At 48.9% G+C, this 21,617-nt stretch carries 23 protein-coding genes and 1 pseudogene; 11 read left to right on the top strand and 13 right to left on the bottom strand.

From position 1 onward, the window contains the following. The first annotated feature begins 302 nt into the window (after positions 1-302). On the top strand, positions 303-1,028 hold the full coding sequence (locus UR504_RS12765; RefSeq protein WP_320739759.1) for a DUF4209 domain-containing protein: 726 nt from the start codon (positions 303-305) through the stop codon (positions 1,026-1,028). Between the two features lie 30 nt (positions 1,029-1,058). Here UR504_RS12765 and UR504_RS12760 read toward each other — a convergent pair whose 3' ends face one another. From UR504_RS12760 to UR504_RS12720, 9 genes are all read right to left on the bottom strand, one after another. Next, positions 1,059-1,541, bottom strand: a complete 483-nt coding sequence (locus UR504_RS12760; protein ID WP_162032046.1) for a DUF2442 domain-containing protein — start codon at positions 1,539-1,541, stop codon at positions 1,059-1,061. Continuing rightward, positions 1,538-1,945, bottom strand: coding sequence for a hypothetical protein (locus tag UR504_RS12755; RefSeq protein ID WP_302235053.1), 408 nt, complete (start codon positions 1,943-1,945; stop codon positions 1,538-1,540). Before UR504_RS12755 ends, UR504_RS12760 begins: the two co-directional genes overlap by 4 nt. Positions 1,946-2,410: 465 nt before the next feature. Next, positions 2,411-3,558, bottom strand: a protein-coding gene (locus UR504_RS12750) for an IS3 family transposase (protein ID WP_302238442.1) whose coding sequence is annotated in 2 segments (ribosomal slippage) — positions 2,411-3,321 and positions 3,321-3,558 — 1,149 coding nt in all. Because the reading frame shifts where the segments join, the coding sequence is not laid out codon by codon here. Between the two features lie 205 nt (positions 3,559-3,763). Further along, positions 3,764-4,081, bottom strand: coding sequence for a nitroreductase (locus UR504_RS12745; protein ID WP_320739761.1), 318 nt, complete (start codon positions 4,079-4,081; stop codon positions 3,764-3,766). 628 nt (positions 4,082-4,709) lie between these two features. Further along, positions 4,710-5,159 carry a carboxymuconolactone decarboxylase family protein gene (locus UR504_RS12740; RefSeq protein WP_063452983.1) on the bottom strand — a complete coding sequence of 150 codons (450 nt, stop codon included), beginning with the start codon at positions 5,157-5,159 and terminating at the stop codon, positions 4,710-4,712. Between the two features lie 288 nt (positions 5,160-5,447). Further along, positions 5,448-6,134: a replication protein P gene (locus UR504_RS12735; protein WP_320739757.1), complete on the bottom strand. Its 687-nt coding sequence runs from the start codon at positions 6,132-6,134 to the stop codon at positions 5,448-5,450. Further along, complete coding sequence (locus UR504_RS12730) at positions 6,131-7,048, bottom strand: replication protein (protein ID WP_320739755.1); 918 nt, start codon at positions 7,046-7,048, stop codon at positions 6,131-6,133. The genes UR504_RS12735 and UR504_RS12730 overlap by 4 nt, the downstream gene beginning before the upstream one ends. A gap of 84 nt (positions 7,049-7,132) precedes the next feature. Continuing rightward, positions 7,133-7,684, bottom strand: a complete 552-nt coding sequence (locus UR504_RS12725) for a toxin YdaT family protein (RefSeq protein ID WP_320739753.1) — start codon at positions 7,682-7,684, stop codon at positions 7,133-7,135. 2 nt (positions 7,685-7,686) lie between these two features. Next, positions 7,687-7,914: a transcriptional regulator gene (locus tag UR504_RS12720; RefSeq protein WP_194516244.1), complete on the bottom strand. Its 228-nt coding sequence runs from the start codon at positions 7,912-7,914 to the stop codon at positions 7,687-7,689. Positions 7,915-8,018: 104 nt separating this feature from the next. Here UR504_RS12720 and UR504_RS12715 point away from each other — a divergent pair, with 104 nt between their 5' ends. The 10 genes and pseudogenes from UR504_RS12715 to ttcA all read left to right on the top strand — a co-directional run bounded on the left by UR504_RS12715 (position 8,019) and on the right by ttcA (position 17,253). Next, complete coding sequence (locus tag UR504_RS12715; RefSeq protein ID WP_320739750.1) at positions 8,019-8,405, top strand: helix-turn-helix domain-containing protein; 387 nt, start codon at positions 8,019-8,021, stop codon at positions 8,403-8,405. An 89-nt stretch (positions 8,406-8,494) separates the two neighbouring features. Further along, positions 8,495-9,412, top strand: a complete 918-nt coding sequence (locus tag UR504_RS12710; RefSeq protein ID WP_320739748.1) for a hypothetical protein — start codon at positions 8,495-8,497, stop codon at positions 9,410-9,412. A 313-nt stretch (positions 9,413-9,725) separates the two neighbouring features. Continuing rightward, positions 9,726-9,881 (top strand): annotated as a pseudogene (locus tag UR504_RS12705) (hypothetical protein); the annotation flags it as partial. Next, positions 9,874-10,038, top strand: coding sequence for a YdaE family protein (locus UR504_RS12700; RefSeq protein WP_248052790.1), 165 nt, complete (start codon positions 9,874-9,876; stop codon positions 10,036-10,038). The pseudogene UR504_RS12705 and the gene UR504_RS12700, both read left to right, overlap by 8 nt. A 140-nt stretch (positions 10,039-10,178) precedes the next feature. Continuing rightward, positions 10,179-13,376, top strand: a complete 3,198-nt coding sequence (locus UR504_RS12695) for a RecE family exodeoxyribonuclease (RefSeq protein WP_320739746.1) — start codon at positions 10,179-10,181, stop codon at positions 13,374-13,376. 9 nt (positions 13,377-13,385) lie between these two features. Further along, positions 13,386-14,471 (top strand): RecT family recombinase, encoded by a 1,086-nt coding sequence (locus tag UR504_RS12690; RefSeq protein ID WP_320739744.1) that lies wholly within the window; start codon positions 13,386-13,388, stop codon positions 14,469-14,471. Positions 14,472-14,508: 37 nt separating this feature from the next. Then, entirely contained in the window at positions 14,509-14,751 is a 243-nt protein-coding gene (locus UR504_RS12685; protein ID WP_320739742.1) for a DUF4060 family protein, read from the top strand. 64 nt (positions 14,752-14,815) lie between these two features. After that, positions 14,816-15,028: an excisionase family protein gene (xisR, locus tag UR504_RS12680; protein WP_014884030.1), complete on the top strand. Its 213-nt coding sequence runs from the start codon at positions 14,816-14,818 to the stop codon at positions 15,026-15,028. 1 nt (position 15,029) lies between these two features. Further along, positions 15,030-16,268: a site-specific integrase gene (locus UR504_RS12675; RefSeq protein ID WP_136431216.1), complete on the top strand. Its 1,239-nt coding sequence runs from the start codon at positions 15,030-15,032 to the stop codon at positions 16,266-16,268. A gap of 49 nt (positions 16,269-16,317) precedes the next feature. Further along, on the top strand, positions 16,318-17,253 hold the full coding sequence (ttcA, locus tag UR504_RS12670) for a tRNA 2-thiocytidine(32) synthetase TtcA (RefSeq protein ID WP_274239655.1): 936 nt from the start codon (positions 16,318-16,320) through the stop codon (positions 17,251-17,253). 42 nt (positions 17,254-17,295) lie between these two features. Here ttcA and dbpA read toward each other — a convergent pair whose 3' ends face one another. The 4 genes from dbpA to UR504_RS12650 form a co-directional block, all read right to left on the bottom strand. Then, a complete protein-coding gene (gene dbpA, locus UR504_RS12665; protein WP_274239656.1) occupies positions 17,296-18,669 on the bottom strand; it encodes an ATP-dependent RNA helicase DbpA in 1,374 nt (457 codons plus the stop codon). 27 nt (positions 18,670-18,696) lie between these two features. After that, positions 18,697-18,861: a hypothetical protein gene (locus tag UR504_RS12660; RefSeq protein ID WP_302235549.1), complete on the bottom strand. Its 165-nt coding sequence runs from the start codon at positions 18,859-18,861 to the stop codon at positions 18,697-18,699. 291 nt (positions 18,862-19,152) lie between these two features. Next, on the bottom strand, positions 19,153-20,136 hold the full coding sequence (zntB, locus tag UR504_RS12655; RefSeq protein ID WP_111965070.1) for a zinc transporter ZntB: 984 nt from the start codon (positions 20,134-20,136) through the stop codon (positions 19,153-19,155). 154 nt (positions 20,137-20,290) lie between these two features. Then, a complete protein-coding gene (locus tag UR504_RS12650) occupies positions 20,291-21,433 on the bottom strand; it encodes a methyl-accepting chemotaxis protein (RefSeq protein ID WP_127731206.1) in 1,143 nt (380 codons plus the stop codon). Between the last annotated feature and the right edge of the window lie 184 nt (positions 21,434-21,617).

Genomic DNA, 21,617 nt, shown 5'->3' with positions numbered 1-21,617 from the left:
TACAAAATATAAAATTATCATTCGACCTTTCAATTAAACTATATAAAAAAATTAACGATGCAAAACTAATAAATAAATTACACTTTAAATCCCTTATTTTATTTTGGGATTTAATAAATTTATTAGATTGAAAAAAATACAGTAATAGCTATGTTTCCTGTATATTTTTTGCAGAACAATCTATTAAACTAACCCCAAAAAATTTATTGCGTACTAATAATTTTAACATAGCACATTTTGAATTCGAAATACAAAAAATGAAATCTATATTGATAGATGCTCAGGAACCAATTGAATTAGATATGTCAAACATTAAAAATAATATTGAATGTGCAGTCAGCAATACTAAAAGCTATCATCAAGCATTACTACTAATGAGCCAATACACGAGTAATGTTTCCCATCATCACATTAATAAAGATGATGATTCCCTTAATAAGTTGTTTCAACAGGTTATAATAACCTCTGACGGCCGGACTTCAGCTATTGGTGGTGAAAGTAATATGAATGCAATACTCTATTATTCCTTTCATGGATTTGTAATTAAAATATATAAGATGGAAATATACAATAAATATGGAGTTGACAAAGAACACTTAAAAGAAATGATTCAAAAGAGCATTAACATACCTGAAGAAATTAAGAGCTTTGTGTGTACTGGAATAGAACGGTGGCTTTTAGATGATATGATTTCATCATCCTTTATTCTTATTCCACTTTATGAAGCATTATTACGTGATATATTAAAAAAAGAAAATATTAGTACTCAAACAAATAATAACGGTAGCCAAGATGAAAAATCACTGAGCGGTTTAATTAATAGCGAGCTAGAGATGAAAAACATTATAAATCAAAATCTTATCATTGAAATGAAAGAACTAATGATTGTAAAAACAGGATCAAATATAAGGAATAAAATATCCCATGCATTAATAAGGGATGACGAAATACATTCCTCACTATATGATTTTTTGTGTTGGCGATGGCTAACAATATTAACAGAAAGTTTTAATCTTAAACAAAAGTAATGTCCCCCCCACATATTAGCTGTGGGGTTTTTATGATTCATGCTTAACTTTTTTCATATAAGCCACAAGGTATGAAGTTTTCTTTTTTAACATCCTACCATTTTTCAAACTATATTCATTAGATGCTTTTATTTTTTTATTGGCTTTTTTAGGATTTTTCAAAACTGAAGTCAAATTGAGGGCCGATTCAAAATCTCCTGATTTTTCAACTAAGCCTTGAATGGAAACATGAATATCCAATTCATTATGGCATATCGCATTGCCTGAAAAGCCGATGGATAAATTATCTAATTCCTCACCTGACATATTTTTGAATTCATCATAATCATCAACGTTCAATAAAAACCCAGAACCGTCGTTGAACAAGATCAAAACCTTCCTTTCATTTTTAAAGACTACTAATTTAGATGCATATCCTTCTCTACTTTTTTTTATTTCACCAGCCTTTAAAAGAGCATCAAGCTTTTCTTGCGTAAGTGGCTCATAGACTTGTTTTTTTGCTTTAATTTTCATAACTCAACCTCTATAGTATCAGAAATTCCCTCTATTGTTAAAATGGTAACATTTTTATCAGTATCATATACTGCATTTGCTATTTTCTTATCCAGATACATTTCATCAATTGATAATTCGTCCTGAAGAGACATAAGATAACTATTTTTCAAACAAATATGACCAATGATAGACAACCAAGTTTTCCTTGCTCTCGTAAGATTATCCTTTTTTTTCATTTCAACACATAATTTCTCTATTTCTCTTAATTTCGGCATATTTTTATCAGGAGTGGCATCCCATATTCTCACATCATTATGCACAAAACTGAATTCAAGACGAAGATCACAATTTTTAATACTGACATGAACATGAGGTGGGCAATGTTCATTCCTTGTAAAGATAACTATATCCGTTCCATCCACACTACATATTTTCATGTTCACCTATCAGTTAGGCTTTTAATCAACTAATAACACTTAACTTGTGAAAAAGCAAGGGCTAACTCTCAGCATCTCCTTCGGTGATACTTTGAGTTGCTCCTTGTTTTTTCGCCCTTTGGTTGAAAAAATCAAAAGCAAAATCAACTCCATACATTGACATTTTCAGCATCTATCATATAAATAAAATAAGCATAATGGACATGCTTATTTCACTTTACTATATGAAAGGAGTTCATATGAATGACAGCAATCATACTTTTAATAAGTTCGAACCATTCAGAAGTTGTAGCTATGAAAATTTTACTTCTGCTAAAACACCCTCCCAGCAGACACGTTCTCATTGTATTTGTATCAGATTAAATGATGCCGAGCTATCTTACGTTGATGGCTTTCGAGAAGATCTTAACCGTGCTGTTTGGATACGTATGTTGAATCGCCACGGATAATCTAGACACTTCTGAGCCGTTGATAATATAGGTTTTCATATTCAGCCGGTGGCATCTGCTCGCTCGAACCATGCCGACGCTTACTGTTATAAAACATTTCGATATAATCAAAAATATCGCTTCTGGCTTCGTCTCTCGTTCCGTAGATCCTTTTCTTAATCCGTTCGCGTTTCAGTAGCTGGAAAAAGCTTTCCGCAACCGCGTTGTCGTGGCAGTTACCGCGACGACTCATGCTGCCTTCCAGACCGTGTGATTTCAGGAACGACTGCCACTCATGGCTCGTGTACTGACTACCCTGATCAGAGTGAACCAGTACCTGCTTTTGAGGATTACGCCTCCACACCGCCATAAGTAATGCGTTCAGGACAATCTCTTTTGTCATGCGGGGTTGCATTGACCAGCCGATAACTTTTCGGGAGAACAGGTCAACCACCACGGCCAGATACAGCCAGCCTTCGTGGGTTCGGATGTAGGTTATGTCCGTCACCCAACGCTCATCCGGTGAGTCCGGATTGAACTGCCGCTGGAGCCTGTTGGGTGTCACGATACTGGCTTCGCCTTTACGTGCTCGTGGGCTACGGTACCCAACCTGAGCTTTTATTCCGGCACGCTTCATCAGCCGCCAGACCCGGTTCACTCCGCACTGCTGTCCGGTATCACGCAGATCGAGATGGATCTTGCGATAACCATAGACGCAGCCAGACTCAAGCCAGAACTGTTTGATTTGCCCGGTCAGCATCTGATCTGTCTGGTGACGCTGCGAATGTGGCTGCTGAAGCCAGAAATAAAATCCACTCGGATGGACATCCAGAACCCGACAGAGCAAACGAACAGGCCAGCAACGGCTGTTGTCGCGGATAAAGGCGTACCTCAGTCGGACAGCTTTGCGAAGTACGCCGCGGCTTTTTTTAATATGTCCCGTTCGTCCGTAACCCGCTTCAACTCTTTCTGAAGACGGCGGATCTCGGCCTGAGCATCTGGCTGTTCATTATGAGTGGAAGAATCCGGGCCGTACTTCTTTATCCAGGCGTAAAGACTGTGAGTGGTGATATCGAGACGTGTTGCAACACTGGAAACAGAATGACCACGATCAACAACCTGTTTGACTGCTTCAATTTTAAACTCTTCAGGATAACGCTTACCGCTCATGGGCACCTCTCTTTAAGTCATCTTAAATGACTCTGAGGTGTCTGTTAAACCCGTGGCGATTCACATTTTATTTTTAGGCCGCTTTTGAATTAGCTTTTTTACACTCGAACTTCTTCTTAAGCAACTCCGCCAGTGTCGTCCACATCGGCGATACTGGTGGGACCACCGCCCGAGGAATGGGCTCTGTAGTACTGTTAATGTCAACTTAATCTCTCGATTTATCAACCTCAACATTTACTTTTACATTAAGGCGTTTTGCTTCCATGGTGATCATCTTTTGGGCAAGAACCATATCGCCGCCAAGCACTTGATCAATCAAGTGCTGAACAAGGGTCATCATCAAAAAATCCTTATTCGCCGGATAAAACTCAGTCATATCAATCCCGTGATCCTGCAACTGCTGATGCGCAGCTCTCTCCGTCTCAGCAACAATCTCGGCTACCCTAGCCTGCATCTTGTCTATCTGCTCAAAGACAATACGGTTTACGATTTCGATTTGTTCTGGCTTTAAGTCCTTTTCCATCATTACCTCTCATAAAGTCTGTCGCTTAGAAAATTTACATAATGAAAAACATAATATAAGAATAGGAAGAAAACCTTCAAATCGTTATGCGATCAGTGTCTTACGTGCTCACGCCTGAAACCCCTTTCCTCTTGCCAGGTTAATTCTGTCAACACATTCCCTTAATGCTTTGACTTGCTCCGGAGAGAGCTCAGATTCATCAATTGTGGCCAGTAGTGCATTGAGGGAGCGCTCAATATCGTTTTTAGTCAATCGTAAACAGATAACCTTAACCCAACGTGGCGAGAACTTGCTGAGGCCGATTGCTCTTGTGACACATAGTTTCATGAGATGCCTCTTAACCGCCAGTGGTGGCGATTTGAAACTCGGTTATAACACACGTGGAGAAGACTTATGTGACTATTTCGCCTTAGAAATTTCTAAGGGTCATTTAGCCAAGGTAATCAGGCTTTCAGTAAACATCTAAGTTGGTTTTCCAGCATGTCACACAAGCGCCTCGTCATTACGCGAAGCGGCATATCACGTGAAGGTAGTTTTTACGGACATACAAAGGCTGGAATGTCAGCTTTGTGCCAGAAGCAGATTTTAATACAGCTCTAAAGTCCATTATGGGAGCTGTTTACATCTATCAGGCTTTAGCAAGCGGCTTCATTCTAAAACTAATACCCATACGATTAATGGCATTCATGGTGGCAATAACAATGGTAAGTTCAACCAAATCTTTTTCACCGAATACAGAAAGCGCTGCGGAATATGCTTCATCGGAAGCATGTGTTTCACTAACACGGGTAACTTCTTCCGCCCATGAGAGGGCAGCTTGCTCTATATCCGAGAATAAATAGGTAGCTTCTCGCCAGACAGGCACCAATACAATCTTTTCGACGGACATGCCACTCTTGATAAGATCGCGAGTATGTATATCTATGCAGTGTGCACAACCATTGATCTGGGAAACTCTCAAAAAAATTAAATGGATCAGTTCGGCAGGTAAACTTGTCCCAGTAGTGGCGTAATGATGGAGCGCTGCTATAGCCTTGCCACCTTTATCGGAAACTTGAAACCAGTTTGGACGCTTCATCTTATATCCCCTTTTTTGAGTTATTTAAGTAAACCTTTGTTAATAAAAAGATGCCTCACAGAATCGCTACGACTGAGTGACAGAATTTAAATTAGTACGTCTGCTCAGACGTTGTAATCTTAGCGATTTATGTCGTAGATAAAAGAGACAAAAAATGGGTAAAACGGTAGGACAATCATGGGGTACCTCGTGCAGTAAAACTGGATAACGATTATTAAAAGCAATCCCTGAGTGCTGATAAAATCCACGGTAAAGTCCGCTTCTCGCTCATAGCGAATCATTTCTTTCCTATGCCCTTCCATCAGCCTTCATTCGCTCGTATTTAGCTTTGAGAAGCTCTGCAGGTGTCTGCCCCTTCGACGATACTGGCGCCGCCAACGCTCGACGAACAGGCGGAATCGGCTTTCCGGCCAGCACCCGCTTTTCCCACACATCCAGAATGTCGCTGGCTTCGCGCTCTAGTTCTTTGTGGCTCAACTGACCATCGGTACCACGACGACGCAGCTCGAGGCAAATGTGGTAGTAAACCGGCTTAGGCCACGGATATTGCTCGCTGCTCGGGTACCGGAACACCAGCTTGCGCCACTTCCAGTATTCAGCCATCACGTCAGCGGTGGTGATCCCCAGTACGCAGCGCCCTTCCCTGCACCACTTAATGAACTGGCCTGGCGACGGCAGGAATGGACGATCCTGGCGCCGCACCATACGCATACCGGCTTCAACCTGCTCCAGAGTGGTGATCCCGTTTTCTTTAAAGGCCAGCACCCACTGGCGGCGGATCTCGTTCACGTCTTCCTGGCTGCGATTAACCAGGCTTGCCGGAAACGCGGCCGCCAGCTGTACGAATAGCCCGTTGATAATCTGCGCCACCTGCTGCGTATGTTCGCGCTCTGTGTACTGCTCAGGCATGTTGTGCGCCACTCGGCGAGCCTGTTCCCGGTCAAAATTGCGAATGCTCTCGGCTATGTTTTTCATTCCAGCACCCCGTCAATCCAGTCGGTGTTATGCAGGTCGATGCCGCCCCTGGAAGGTTTTGCCGTTCCGGTTGCGCGCAGCCGTTTGGTGGTGAGCTGATCCCACTGTTTGCGAAGACTCGAAGGGCTCAGGATATTGTCTTTCCAGAATTCGTCCCGGTTAGCCCACTGGAACAGGTCACAAATTTCGTAGTGGGTGCGATTGTCCTGGACACGCATCAGCCTGATGGTGTTTGCCCATTCAGCCCAGTTGGGTTCAGATAGCGATGCGTTGACGGTGAGGAGCCTGTCGTAAATCCAGCGAGCCGCCTTGAGGTCGTCAGCGGATCCCCATGATTTACCTGCCGGGGTGTATATCCCGGCGGCAGCTTCTGGATGGCGCGAGAGAAACTTTTGAGTTTTCTGGTTTCGGGATTCGTCAGAATTCCGAGACGAGGATCTTTTAATATTGTTCTTGTTATAGTCTTGGGTGTCTACCGTTTCCGGGAAGGTTTTTCCCGTTTTCGGTAACACTTTTCCCGATTTCGGGAAGACTTTTCCCGTTTTCGGTTTGTCTAAAATCCAGGCGGAAAGGTCAGTATTTATACCGACCGTTTTCATCACGCCCTGCTTCTGACTGAAGATAATTTTGCGTTCTGCGAGTGATTTGAGCGCATCAGAAACATGCGAATCACTCAACCCTGTAAGCTCAGCGATCACCGTGTTCGTAACGCGGTCCTGTTTCTTGTTCCAGCCGTAGGTAAGCCAGATCACCGCCTCAAAACATTGCCACTCCCGGCCTGACATTCTCAGACGAGGCTTGAGCTGTTGGATCTCGTTAGCGACCTTGGTATACCCGTTCGACAGGTCGGCCATACGACCTCCCGGTTGTTCGGTTCTGTGGGGGAAATTGATAATTTCAGCTGTGTTTGACATACTTAGCTCCGCAATTACACTCCGTTTTTGCACCTGAAAGTCGGTTCTGTTCGCGCAGACCGGCTTTCGCCTTTTCTACAGTATTCACATTGCCCCCAGCATGGTTGTCACCATCGCCAGCAGCGGCGCAGTAAGGTCCGGATCGACACGGAACATCTCAAAAATCCCCTCGCCTAACTCCTTCAGCTTTTCCTTCTTCGGTGCATCGAGCATCAGAGCTTGCTTCGCCTCACTCACCTCTTTCTCCAGCCTGGCCATCCGGTAGGCAAAGGAGTCGTTTTTAACGACGCGGTCGCGGTACCGAAGCGGTAATACAGACATGATCGCTGGCACCAGTTGTTCGACGTTCTTTCGGTAAGATGCGGAGTCTTCTTTGTTGTCGAGCCAGCGGAACAGCTTCACGTTCCAGACATCGGCCTGGCCTGAGAAATCCACATCATCAAGTTGGAGTTCTTCCGCCGCGTCTTGAATTTGAAGCGCAACAGCTACACGCCCTTCTACCGCTGCCCACGCCCGGACTGCAGAACAAATATCTCGATGATCAACATCCTGCGCTGCCGATTCGCTTTGATGACACGGGAATATCATTGGATTAGAGGAAGCTCTGTTACTCTTTTGAAATGAAACAGTTTGCATTGTTAAGGCTCCTGTTTAGGTAAACCGTCTGTGGGATTTGGGTAGAGATCTGGGCGCAGTTCGTGTGGAGTCACACCAGTGGCCGCGTAGATTTGTAGGACCCGGTCAGCTGGCACAACACCTTGATACCGGTTTTTCCAGCGGCTGACTGACATCGGCTTGATGCCCAGCATGTTTGCGAGAGTCGTGGCTGTACCAGCGGACTTAATGGCTTTCGTTAACCCGTTCATCGTTGTCTCCGATTTGAATGCACCCAAATTAAGCCCCAGACTTAATTTATAGTCAAGTCTAAGGCGAATTTTCAAGTTTAAGCAAAAGGCTTATTCTTCTAAACATGAAAGAGAAAACCGTACTTAATCCGATACTTGTTGAGCGCCTATCAGAGCTAAACGGGCGCGGCATGACCAAATCTGATATGGCTAGGGTTGCTGGGGTAACCCCTCAGTCTGTGAACGGCTGGTTTAAAAAAGGCGTGATCAGCAAGAATTCTGCTCTCGCTGTCGCTGATGCAGCTGGTGTATCGGTGCCTTGGTTACTTGGTGAGGATGTCGGCGAGAAAGACGGGCTTAAGCCGGACGAACAGCGCCTGCTTGAGCTCTATCGCCAGTTGCCGGAAGAAGAGCAACAGAACATGCTCCGCATTTTTGCGCTTCGCCTGAAGGAGCTGGATGAACTGTATGAGAAGTACATGAAGGGCCGGATCCGGTCGCAGGAAGATTGAGTTGTTCTGAGTGGCTTATGGCTGATAACTAACGAATGATTCATGCATTTCGACCACCACTTTAATTACTTATTATTCAGAGGGATACGATGAAAAATGAACTAATGCCCCACCAAGAAGAAATGGCATTATTCCCAGTAAAAGAGGTCGAAGTGAATGGCGTTCAAATGGGTGTTCTTAATGATGGCACGCCATTTCTCAGTCTTCGCGGCTTAGCTCGTCTCTGTGGTGTAGACCACACCACCCTTCTCCCGTTAACCACTAATTGGCTAATCGAAAGGAATAAGCCAAGGGGTAAGAGAATTGCCGAACTTCTCATTGAGAATGGATTTGAAGGTAACGAGCTTTACTCCGTTGTTAATGGTGGCGCATTCGGTGATAGCCATGCTTATCCTGATGCCGTCTGCATGTCTATCCTTGAATATTACGCATTCGATGCTTCTCAAGTTGATAGCTCAACTGCGAGAAAGAACTACCGTCTTCTGGCAAGGCAAACTCTCAAAGAATACATTTATCGCAGCGTAGGAATCGATCCGAGAAATCCAATAACGGGCGCATGGAAATGCTTTCAAGAAAGGATTTTGCTGAACGATAAAATTCCTGCTGGTTTCTTTAGCGTATTTCGGGAAATGGTGGATATTACCGTCCCATTAATTAATGCTGGTTTTGAGTTAGGTCCCAGAACCGTTCCAGATATTAGCGTTGGAAGTAGGTGGTCAAATCACTGGAAGCGTAACAATTTGAGCGAAAAATATGGGGATATACAGAAACATCCTCACGTTTATCCTGATTGGTTCCCACAGAGTAAAGCTGGCAATCTGCCAGCAAATATATATCCCGAAGAAGCGTTAGGAGAGTTTCGCAGATGGCTTAGGGAGGAGTATGTTCCAAAAGGCTTTAAGGAATATCTCGCAGATAAGGTTCAACAGAAAGTTATCGAAAATGCTAAAGCGATTGAGGTCCTGGAAAATCTACAAAGGCCCGAACTGCCAAACACGAAAAACTAACCAGCACCCGGCCGTCGAGCCGGGTTTTTTAAACCCTCACCCTTCAACTTCTCCGCCAAACCAACGCCCAGAACTTCACCATCCCGACCTTTTGCGTCGGGATTTTTTTTGCCTGCAATCCGCTGAACATCACGATTAAGCCTGAAACTTACAATCCAACTTAGCCCAAGACTTGACATAAATTAAGTCTCAGGCTTAATATGAAGTCACCAAGACGCACTACGAACCACCAAGGCAGGACGCCCACGAAGTAGCCGCCGACGGCATACGAACAGTCGGATGAGGTGGAGAGATTAACGCGCATCAGGTGTAAACGTTCCGCTGGCCGGCGATAAGGCAAAAGAAGGTGAGAATGATTGATTTCGCACGCAAACCAGGAAGGCAGCAGGCCGTAAAGCTGAACTTCTTCGAGGTGATTCTTCGCCGCCTGTGCTACCTACTGGCGCAAAAGGGGAATCCAGATGTGTAACTCAACGAAATGCGGGTACTGCAGTAAACCGGTTAAACCGGGGGAAGTAGTCAAAAGTACCCTTCTCTATCGCAACGGCTCACAGCTGGCGCGCAAAGAAAAAGAATACTGCTCTGAACGTTGTGCTTCGTACGACCAGATGGCCCACGAGGCATAACGTAAAAGCCGCGCAAGGCGGCCCGTACGTCCGGTGCTCCCGACCAAAGTTACACCGGAAAACTACTTAAAAAACCAAAGTTCACCCAATGGGCGCTTTCTCTGGCCCGGGGATCTTACATCCAAAAAAGAGGATCTCACATGGAATTTTTCTATGTAGTTAAGGCTACGCAGAAATCAGGCAAAGAAGACGCAGTGATTTGGTTCACTGCTAAATCAGAAGCCCGTGCAAACCTACAGCTCGATGTTGAGTTAGAAGATGCCGGTATTGAAACCGGCCGCGGTAAGGATTATGCCAAGCCGGTTCGCACCGATTTCCCTGTTTACAACGATCTGCCTGTAGAAAGCACAGTGGATTACACCTGGTGCAAACGCTACGAACTCCAGGACGATGGACGCACCTGGCTACCAAAGGCTGGTGCTGAGTCTACTGAAGCTGTAGACAACACTGCCGCACCGGAAACTACCGTTAAAGTCGAAACGACCGTCGAGAGTGTCCCGGTTGAAAACCGCACTCCAGCGGTTCGTTATGCCGTCCACCTGACCAGCGACAAATACCAATCACATATCACTAAAGAGCAGCAGCTGGCGGCCAGCGAAATGTCTCTGGATGAAGGCAACACTTATCTCCAGAACCTGCTGCTGGCGAAGAACGGCATTCCTGAAGTTGCCGAACTCAGCCTGAACGCTGAGTGGAAACTGGTTCAGGCGATTAAGCAGGTATTCGCGCCAGATGAGGCGCACGAAACTGAAATTATTGCTGCATTCATGGCTGACTGGGCGAGAGCAGATGCCGGCGACCGCAATAAGTTAGTTGAAGAGTGGAGAAGCGGAAAGCTTGCTCTTCTCAAATCAGAAATCACCAGCGACGCCGATGTTACAACCGATCAGGTTCCAGAACCCGAAAACGGTATTCAGATTGACGAGAATGATGACGAAACCACACGTTATCCGGTCGTTCGTATGCCCTTCCGCAAGCAGCTACTCGCCCAGTTCACCGCCGACGAACTGCGCCACCACTTAACCCGCGAAGAATACGAAGGTATCAGCGCTCTGGAGATGGACACTGACAACAATTATGTCCAGAACCTGCTGCTGGCGGCAGAAAACTGCGAAGAGGTGAAGGGTTACGATACCAAAGACCTGTGGCGCTATACCGACGCCATTCGCAAGGTGTTCAGCCAGGAGAAGCGTCACGAACTCGCTTTGGTTCTCCGATTCACCAGAATCTGGGCGGCGACTGATTACATTGACCGCGGCACCCTGGTGCGCGAATGGGCAGATGGTAATCGCATTTCTGAAGTAGGCTCTCCTGCACCTTTAGAACCAGCAAAGCCAGAAACTACCAAATCCTATAAACGCGCGGTTGCCCAGAACATGGCGAACCTGAGCATTGAGATCGCGATTGCGCTGCTGTACCCAGATACAGTACCGGGACAAATCAACCGTACACAACTCCTGGCCGCCAAAGAACTTGCTGACAAAAAAGATGAGTCGCACACCAAGGCTCTCAAGGTTCTTGGTAAAACTACCGACATCCTCGACTACGACGCCAACAGTATTTTTGGAGTTACCCGCGCTATTTCATGGTCTGGAGAAGAAAGCACAACCGAACTGCGTAGCCAGGTGCGTGAGTGGTTCACGGCGAACGGCATCTATGAAAGCGGTGAGCGCTCTAAAGGCTATCCAGAATGGAGCGAAGACTCCCGCGCGGTTCGTCATTCCACAGAGGAAGAACAAAGTACTCCAAGCCAGCCAAAGGTCGCAAGCCTTGGCGGCGGCGTGTTCTCCATCGATGGCCTGATGGCTGGAAATACCGAACCGGTCGTCAATACCTCCTCAAATGAAGTCGAAAAAACGGAAAACACAGCGGAGACCACCAGCGATGTGCAGATGGAAACGGCTAAGCCAGAGAAAGGCGAAGATGTTGGTTCGGTACCAACGGGCGAAAGCACTGATGCAGCTAATTCGCAGACAGATTCCGTAGAAGCAGACCAGTTGCAGGAAACAACAATTGACGTTCAGGAATCGAACCCAGAAGTGGAGTTCCCTGCAGACTTCGAACCTGGCCGATACGAAGGCCTACCGAATGAGGTTTATCACGCTGCGAACGGCATTAGCTCAACCCAGGTAAAAGATGCCAGGGTCAGCCTGATGTACTTTAACGCGCGCCATGTAGCTAAAACCATCCCGCGAACAGCATCCAAAGTGCTGGATATGGGAAATCTGGTGCACGCTCTTGCACTGCAGCCGGAAAACCTCGAAGCAGAGTTCAGCGTAGAACCTGAGATCCCTGAGGGTGCTTTCACCACCACCGCAACTTTGCGTGAGTTCATCGACGCGTACAACGCCAGCCTGCCGGCGCTGCTAAGCGCTGACGAGATTAAAGCGTTACTTGAAGAACATAACGCATCCCTTCCCGCTCCAGTGCCGCTTGGCGCGAGCCTGGAAGAAACGGCTCAAAGCTATATGGCTCTCCCAGCTGAGTACCAGCGTATTGAAGAAGGCCAGAAGCAAACAGCAACGGCAATGAAGGCATGCATTAAAGAGTACAACGCGACTCTGCAGACGCCGGTTAAAACCAGCGGCAGCCGTGATGCGTTACTTGAGCAATTAGCGATCATCAATCCTGATTTGGTGGCACAGGAAGCGCAGAAACCGACGCCGCTGAAAGTGTCCGGCACCAAGGCAGACATGATCCAGGCAGTTAAGTCGGTTAAGCCCGATGCCATATTCGCCGACGAACTGCTGGATGCCTGGCGCGACAACCCTGGCGAAAAGATTTTGGTTACCCGCCAGCAGTTGGCTACCGCGCGAGCAATTCAGTCCGCACTACTGGCGCACCCGACCGCGGGCATGCTGCTGACACATCCAAGCCGCGCCGTAGAAGTGAGCTACTTCGGTTTCGACGACGAAACCGGATTGGAAGTGCGTGTACGCCCTGACCTCGAGATTGAACTGGACGGCGTGCGCATCGGTGCTGACCTGAAAACCATAAGCATGTGGAATGTTAAGCAAGAAAGCCTACGCGCCAGGCTGCACCGGGAAATCATAGACCGTGACTACCACCTCAGTGCGGCTATGTATTGCGAGACCGCGGCGCTTGACCAGTTCTTCTGGATTTTCGTCAATAAAGACGAGAACTACCACTGGATCGCCATCATCGAGGCATCCACAGAACTGCTGGAACTGGGCATGCTCGAGTACCGCAAAACTATGCGCGCCATTGCCACAGGATTCGACACAGGCGAATGGCCAGCGCCGATAACTACCGATTACACCGATGAACTGAACGACTTCGACCTGCGCCGCCTCGAAGCGCTGCGCGCTCAGGCTTAAGGGGGATTTATGCATAACACAAACGTTACCGTTGCTGACCAGAACACCGTTATTAACTCCAACGTGGCTTTGTTCGATTCCCAGTATCTGAACGCCATCAGCACGTTCGCGCAGATTATGGCGCAGGGCACTGCCACTGTTCCTAAACACCTGCAGGGCAATCAGGCCGACTGCATGGCAGTTGCGATGCAAGCGGCACAGTGGCAGATGAATCCCTTTGCCGTGGCGCAGAAGACGCACCTGATTAACGGTGTGCTCGGGTATGAAGCGCAGCTGGTTAATGCCGTCATTTCACGCAGCGGCGTGCTGGCCAGCCGTTTTGAATATGAGTGGTACGGGCCATGGGAAAAGGTTGTTGGGAAATTCCATATCCGTAAAGGCGACAAAGGCGAGTACCGCGTCCCAGGCTGGACCCTGGCTGACGAAGCCGGGATCGGCATTATTATCCGCGCAACCCTGAGAGGAGAAGATCAGCCAAGGGAACTCGATTTGCTGCTGGCTCAGGCCCGAACCCGAAACTCTACCCTTTGGGCTGACGACCCCCGCCAGCAGCTGGCATACCTGGCCGTCAAACGCTGGGCGAGACTGTTCTGCCCGGATGTGATTCTGGGCGTTTACACCCCTGATGAGCTCGATGATCGACGTGAAGAACGAGAGGTAAACCCTGCACCGGCGCAGCACGTTAGCCTTGCAGACATTTCAGGTGACAATGTCACTACCACTCAAACGGCTCAGGAATCAGCTCAAAACATCGATGCACTTGCTGATGATTTTCGTGACCGCATCGAGGCGGCTCAGGATGTGGATAGCGCTAAAGCTCTGCGCGCAGATATTGAAACCGTGAAAGCAACGCTGGGTTCTGCCCTGTTCACTGAGCTGAAAAACAAGGCCGTGAAGCGTTATTACCTGGTTGATGCACGGAACAAAGTCGAAGCAGCCATCAATTCCTTGCCACCTTCAGATGACCCCAATGCAGCTGCGCTGTTCGCAGAGGTAGAGCGCGTTCTTGCATCGTCTAAACGCCATCTGGGCGACGAATTGCATGGTCAGTTCAGCATCACCCTGGCGGATATGAAACCGGAATACGTAGACTAACGAGATCGGGAGGGGAAACCCTCCCTCAGGAGAAGAAATGCGACTGATTAATCGAGGCAGTAAGCAATCCCCTTTGGCTCGCCAGGCATGTGAAATCGCACTCGCAGCCCACCAGCAAAGATATGGTGGCTATGGGCGCAGCAAGATGAAAGAGACCTATACGGTAAGAGTGGAAGGCGTGAAGGTCTGGGTTGAAGTGGTCAACTGCAAGGCAAGCTACGTGGCCACAGCAATGACCGGCATGCGCCGACTGCGTTCCCTGCCCGGCCAGGCAAACTGAAACTGAAATATCAACGACTACAGACCGGCATATCTATACTCATGCCGGTTACCTGAGGTGAACCATGTCGCAGGTAATTTTTAACGAAGAATGGGTTGTTGGCGCAAGGCTCACAGAAAAAACAGGCCTGACCGAACGACAGATTGAGAAGTATCGCCAGGGCTGTTGGGTGGAAGGTGTCCATTTCAAACGGGTATCTCCTTCCGGAGAAAAAACCTTGCGTGGCACAACCTGGTACAACTATCCGAGAATTAATCAGTTAATAAGGGATGCGTAAGATGGCAGCTTTGCCTACAGGTGTCGAAATCAGAAACAATAAGATTTGTATCTGGTTTATGTACCGGGGAAAGCGTTGCCGCGAAATTCTCAAAGGTTGGATTAACACCCCGGCGAACATCAAAAAAGCCGGGAATCTTCGGGCTGTGATCGTTAGTGAGATCAACCTTGGAGAGTTTGATTACCACCAGCGCTTTCCTTCATCATCCAGAGCCAAAAAAACCGTAACCACTGTTTCAGTTCAAACCTTTTCAGAGCTGTGTGAACTGTGGACGAGCATTAAAGAAACCGAAATTAGCGCGAATACCATGCGTAAGACGCGCTCACAACTCGGTACGTTAATGCACATCATTAACGGAGATACGCCTGTTTCAACTATACGCCACAGCGATATTCTGAAATACAGGAAGGAGCTGTTGAACGGTGAGACACTTTACCTGGCAAATCCCAGAAGTAACAAACAGGGACGCACTGTGCGTACCGTGAACAACTATATATCGCTTCTGTGCTCCCTTCTTCGGTTTGCACACAAATCTGGCTTTATCAGTGGCAAACCCTTTGAAGGGATCAAGAAACTACACAAAGGGAAAGTAAAACCGGATCCTTTAACGAAGCAGGAGTTTAGTTTGCTTGCGGAATCCGAGCGTGGCCAAAGCCTCAATATGTGGACGTTCGCAGTTTATACTGGTGTCCGTCATGGAGAGCTTGCAGCTCTTGCCTGGGAAGATATCGACTGGGAAAAAGGTACGGCTCATATACAGCGCAACCTTAATGCGCTAGGAATGTTCGTCCCACCCAAAACCGATGCAGGTGATCGAGTTATCACGCTATTAGAGCCAGCACTAGAGGCCTTGAAGGCACAGCGTACGCTGACTTCGTTACAGCCCAAAACCGAGATTGTTTTTCATCACCGTGAGTATGGTGCGATGGAATATCAAAACCTGCGATTTGTTTTCATGCCCAGGATGCGCAAGGGCAAACAGAAAGCCTACTACTCTTTATCGAGTATCGGCTCCAGATTTAACGCAGCTGTAAAACGTGCTGGTATTCGCCGCCGGAATCCGTACCATACGCGGCATACTTTTGCCTGCTGGCTTTTATCTGCCGGCGCTAACCCGTCTTTCATAGCCAGCCAGATGGGGCATGAAAACGCGCAAATGGTTTATGAAGTCTACGGTGCGTGGATTGAAGAAATGAATGGCGAACAGGTGCTGATGCTTAACGATAAGCTGGCACGCTGAAAAATTTTTGCCCCTATTATGCCCCTATTGGCTCCGAAGGTAGTAATAAATGCAAGAAAATCAATCAAATACAAAGAAAGAGCAATACAACCTCAACAAACTGCAAAAGCGACTGCGCCGTAACGTGGGCGAAGCCATTGCAGACTTCAACATGATTGAAGAAGGCGACCGCATCATGGTTTGCCTGTCAGGGGGTAAAGACAGCTATACCATGCTGGAGATCCTGCGTAATCTCCAGCAAAGTGCGCCAGTGAATTTTTCCCTGGTGGCGGTCAACCTTGACCAGAAACAGCCGGGTTTCCCGGAGCACATTCTGCCGGAATACCTCGAAAAGCTGGGCGTTGAGTACAAAATCGTCGAAGAGAATACCTACGGCATTGTGAAAGAGAAAATCCCGGAGGGGAAAACCACCTGCTCACTCTGCTCTCGCCTGCGCCGCGGCATTCTGTATCGTACCGCGACGGAGCTGGGCGCGACCAAAATTGCGCTGGGCCATCACCGCGACGATATCCTGCAAACGCTGTTCCTGAACATGTTCTACGGCGGCAAGATGAAAGGCATGCCGCCTAAGCTGATGAGCGATGACGGCAAGCACATTGTGATCCGCCCTCTCGCCTACTGCCGCGAAAAAGACATTGAGCGTTTTTCTCAGGCGAAAGCGTTCCCGATCATTCCATGTAACCTGTGCGGCTCTCAGCCGAACCTGCAGCGTCAGGTAATTGGCGACATGCTGCGCGACTGGGATAAGCGTTATCCGGGTCGTATCGAAACCATGTTCAGCGCGATGCAGAATGTCGTCCCTTCCCATCTCGCGGATGTGGAGCTGTTCGACTTTAAAGGCATCAACCACGAGTCAGAAGTTGTGAATGGCGGGGACCTGGCGTTCGATCGGGAAGATATTCCCATGCAGCCAGCGGGCTGGCAGCCGGAAGAAGATGACAGTCAGTTTGAAGAGCTGCGTCTGAACGTGCTTGAAGTGAAGTAAACGATTAGCGTCTCAGAAAAACCGTCTGAGACGCTTCATTCTTTATTTCAGCAGACGTACGCGACAGGTTTTACCCTTAATTTTCCCGTTTTGCAGCTGCTTCCATGCCTTAAGGGCAACCTTCTGGCGAACCGCGACATAGACATGCGCCGGATGGACCGCAATCTTACCGATATCCGCCCCGTCCAGCCCCACATCCCCGGTCAGCGCGCCTAATACGTCACCTGGACGCATCTTAGCTTTTTTACCGCCATCAATGCACAGCGTCGCCATTTCAGCCTCCAGCGGCACAAGGCTAACGCCGGCCGGTGCATTCACCCAGTTCAGCTTAATCTGCAGCATCTCAGAAAGAATATTGGCGCGCTGCGCCTCTTCAGGTGCGCAGAAGCTGATGGCCAGTCCGCTGTTTCCCGCGCGCGCGGTACGGCCAATACGGTGCACGTGTACTTCAGGATCCCATGCCAGCTCAAAGTTCACCACCAGCTCAAGCGATTTGATATCCAGACCGCGTGCAGCGACGTCGGTTGCGACAAGAACTCGGGCGCTGCCGTTAGCGAAACGAACCAGCGTCTGATCGCGATCGCGCTGTTCCAGATCGCCATGCAGCGACAATGCGCTCTGACCGGCGGCATTCAGAGCATCACAGACCGCCTGACAGTCTTTTTTGGTATTACAGAACACCACGCAGGATGCAGGCTGATGCTGGCTCAGCAATTTCTGCAGGAGCGGGATTTTACCCTGCTGAGAGGTTTCAAAGAACTGCTGCTCGATGGCGGGCAGCGCATCAACGCTGTCGATTTCAATGGTGAGTGGATTTTTCTGCACGCGACCACTGATGGCGGCGATAGCTTCGGGCCAGGTCGCAGAGAACAGCAGCGTCTGACGATCGGACGGTGCGAAACGGATCACCTCGTCAATCGCATCGCTGAAGCCCATATCCAGCATCCGATCGGCCTCATCCATGACCAGCGTTTGTAACGCATCCAGCGAGACGGTGCCTTTTTGCAGGTGATCCAGCAGGCGTCCGGGCGTGGCGACAATAATGTGCGGCGCATGCTGGAGTGAATCACGCTGGGCGCCGAACGGCTGTCCGCCACAGAGGGTTAAAATCTTGGTGTTGGGCAGGAAACGCGCCAGGCGACGCAGTTCACCCGCGACCTGGTCTGCCAGTTCGCGGGTCGGGCACAGCACCAGAGACTGGGTCTGAAAAAGCGCCGCATCGATATGCTGCAACAGGCCAAGGCCAAATGCCGCCGTTTTCCCGCTGCCCGTTTTCGCCTGTACGCGCACGTCACGGCCCTCGAGGATGGCGGGCAACGCGGCCGCCTGAACAGGCGTCATCGTGAGGTATCCCAACTCGTTGAGGTTAGCGAGTTGGGCGTCGGGCAGAACATTCAGGGTAGAAAAAGCGGTCACAATTGTCTCTCGTGGTGATCTTAGCGGTCAGATGGCGCGTATCCTCGCAGATCTCGCGGTCCGATGCGACAATTTAATCGGTTCTTCATCGGGCGGCGGGTCGGGCATTGGCTGCGGACGCGGTATGGGATCGGGCATGGGCACCGGATCGGTGGGGATGGGATCGAATTGACGTGAATGTTGCAGTAGCAGAGCGTAAAGGATGCTCATCATTCCCTCCAGAATTGGCTGTCATCCCTTTTAGGGTAGACGCTGAGAATCAGGAGGCAAAAAAAAGCCGACTATGAAGTCGGCGTCGTACGAATCAATTGTGCTATGCAGTAATTCAAAAAAGGAAGTAAGACAATATGGAGCGCAACGCCCATCGCTTGACGTTGCATTCACCTGCGGGAGTAATATTGCACCTTACGGGGTAGATGTTTATTGACTTTGCTCAATTAAAAGAGCGTTTTAATCCCGGAAAAAGAGGAAAAAAGCGTAAATTTACAGCCATTTACTACGATGCAACCACCATGCAACACCCCCAATCAAAACAACTAACATCACGCAAAAGGCCGTAAAGCCGTAGCGATAAGCGCCCCCCGGAATACCGCCCAGGTTGACGCCAAACAACCCGGTCAGAAACGTGCTCGGTAAAAACACCATCGCCATCAGGGACATCGTATAGGTTCTTCTCGCCAGAGATTCCTGCATTACCTGCGCGATTTCGTCCGCCATCACCGCCGTTCTGGCAATACAGGAATCTATTTCATCCAGCCCGCGGCCCAGCCTGTCGGCAATATCCTGCATTCTGCGTCGCTGATCGTCATTCATCCAGGCGAGCCTTTCGCTGGCAAGGCGCGCATAAACGTCGCGCTGCGGCGTCATATAGCGGCGCATCACAATCAGCTGCTTACGCAGCAAGGCCAGAAAACCGCGCGGCGGGATCTGCTGATCGAGAAGGTTATCTTCCAGGTCGATGATTTTGTCGTGCAGCTCTTCGATGAACTCGCTCGCGTGATCGGTAAGCGCGTCGCACACGTCCACCAGCCAGCTGCCGCAGTCGGTTGGCCCGGTGCCCTCTTTCAGATCGTTGACGATGTCATCCAGCGCCAGAACTTTTCGCTGCCGGGTGGACACAATCAGCCCATCGTCCATGTAGACACGCATCGCAACCAGCTGATCCGGGCGTTCATCCGTGCTGCCGTTAATGCAGCGTAGGGTGATCAGCGTCCCGTCACCCATTCGGCTCACGCGGGGCCGCAGGCTTTCACCCGCCAGCGCATCGCGCACGTTATTAGGCAGGAGTGGAGTCGAGGCCAGCCAGTCAGCGCTGTCCGTATGGGTGTAGTTCAGATGTAGCCAGCAGGGATGCGCGCTATCGATCGCATCATTATCTTCCAGCGGTCGCGCACCGCCGCGACCATCCAGCACCCACGCAAAAACTGCGTCAGGAACGTTAAGTTCAGATCCTTTAATGCTTTCCACAGCGCCTCCGCCTTTTTAGCTCTATCGGTGTCAGTCTAGCCTCCATCAGGGCTTAATCAACAACTATGTTTTCCATCGCGCTGAAATCGCTCAGGAAATGAACATGCTGGCAAGAGGCAAAAAAAAGCCTGGCACGCCAGGCTTTGAGGTTGAATCAGAGAGAGTGTTCTGGCCGGTGGAGGAAGGATGGCGAGCCGCCAGGTAATGAGGAAGAAGAGTTCTGGTCAAGTCTGAAATTGCGCGTTCTGGCCTGCAGCTCAATCACCTGATTACGCAGTACATCAGAGGAGCCGTTGAGTTCCTCTGCCATTGCCACATTACTTTGCGTGACCCGCTCCAGCTCCGATAGCGCCAGGGTAATCTGAGAAATGCCTTTCTCCTGCTCTGACGTCGACGCGGAAATTTCGTCCATTAAGCGGCTGACATTCCCCGAACCCGTTACGATTTCATGCATATTTTTCTCTGCCTGTGACACAACGCTGGCTCCCTGCGTGACGTTACTGCTGGTGACTTCAATCAGCGTTTTGATATTCTTCGCGGCCTCTGCGCTGCGGTGTGCCAGGTTTCTTACCTCTTCCGCGACCACAGAAAAACCCTTGCCATGATCGCCCGCCCTTGCCGCCTCAACGGCCGCGTTGAGCGCGAGAATATTCGTCTGGAACGCAATGCCGTCAATGAGCGAAATAATCTCCGTCATCTGCTGCGCACATTCGGTAATGGACTGCATATTGCTGGCGACCTGTCCCATCAGCTCACCGCCTTTGCGCGCCTGCAGCGTCGCCACATTTGCCTGCTCGCTCGCCAGACGCGTGTTATCGGCATTGTTTTTGGTGCTCGCGGCCATTTGCTCCATGCTGGCTGCGGTTTGCACTAATGATGCAGACTGCTGCTCGGTTTTCACCGAAAGCTGAGCGCTACGTTGCGAGAGTTGATCCGATAAGGTCATGGCGGTTTGCGATGACGCCCTGATCTCACGTACAAGCGTCGCAATATTACCGGAAAGGCTATTGATCCCGGGGATGAGTCGGCCCGCACAGTTATTGCCAAATTCAGGGATAGATACACCAAGGTTGCCTGCTGTCACCTCTTCAATACTTTTCTTCACCGTATTGATCGGCGTCACAAGATACTTCGTCATGTAGACCCAGAGCAAAAATAGTGCAACGAAATTGATGGCATTAAGCGAAATAAAGAGAGAGGGATTGCTGGAAAATAGAACAACGACACCTGCACTTACCAAAAAAAGAGATAAAAGGAACCCGATAATAAAGGTCCTGACACTAATATTTTTTAGCATGATAATACCCACGTTTTATATTTAAGTCGGCACTTAGACTTATAGCATTGGCCCAGAAGTTTTTCATCGCAAACAACGCTTGTTTTTTGTTTCGCCGTTAGCATCCTGAGATTTACCTTAAGTCAGATTAAAAGAGCGTATTAGTAAAAATGTTCTACTCAGCATGCTGCAATACTGGTTTCCA

Source organism: Enterobacter sp. 241F3, from assembly GCF_034106785.1.
Taxonomy (GTDB): Bacteria; Pseudomonadota; Gammaproteobacteria; order Enterobacterales; family Enterobacteriaceae; genus Enterobacter; species Enterobacter vonholyi.
This window is presented reverse-complemented; position numbering and strand designations above follow the sequence as displayed.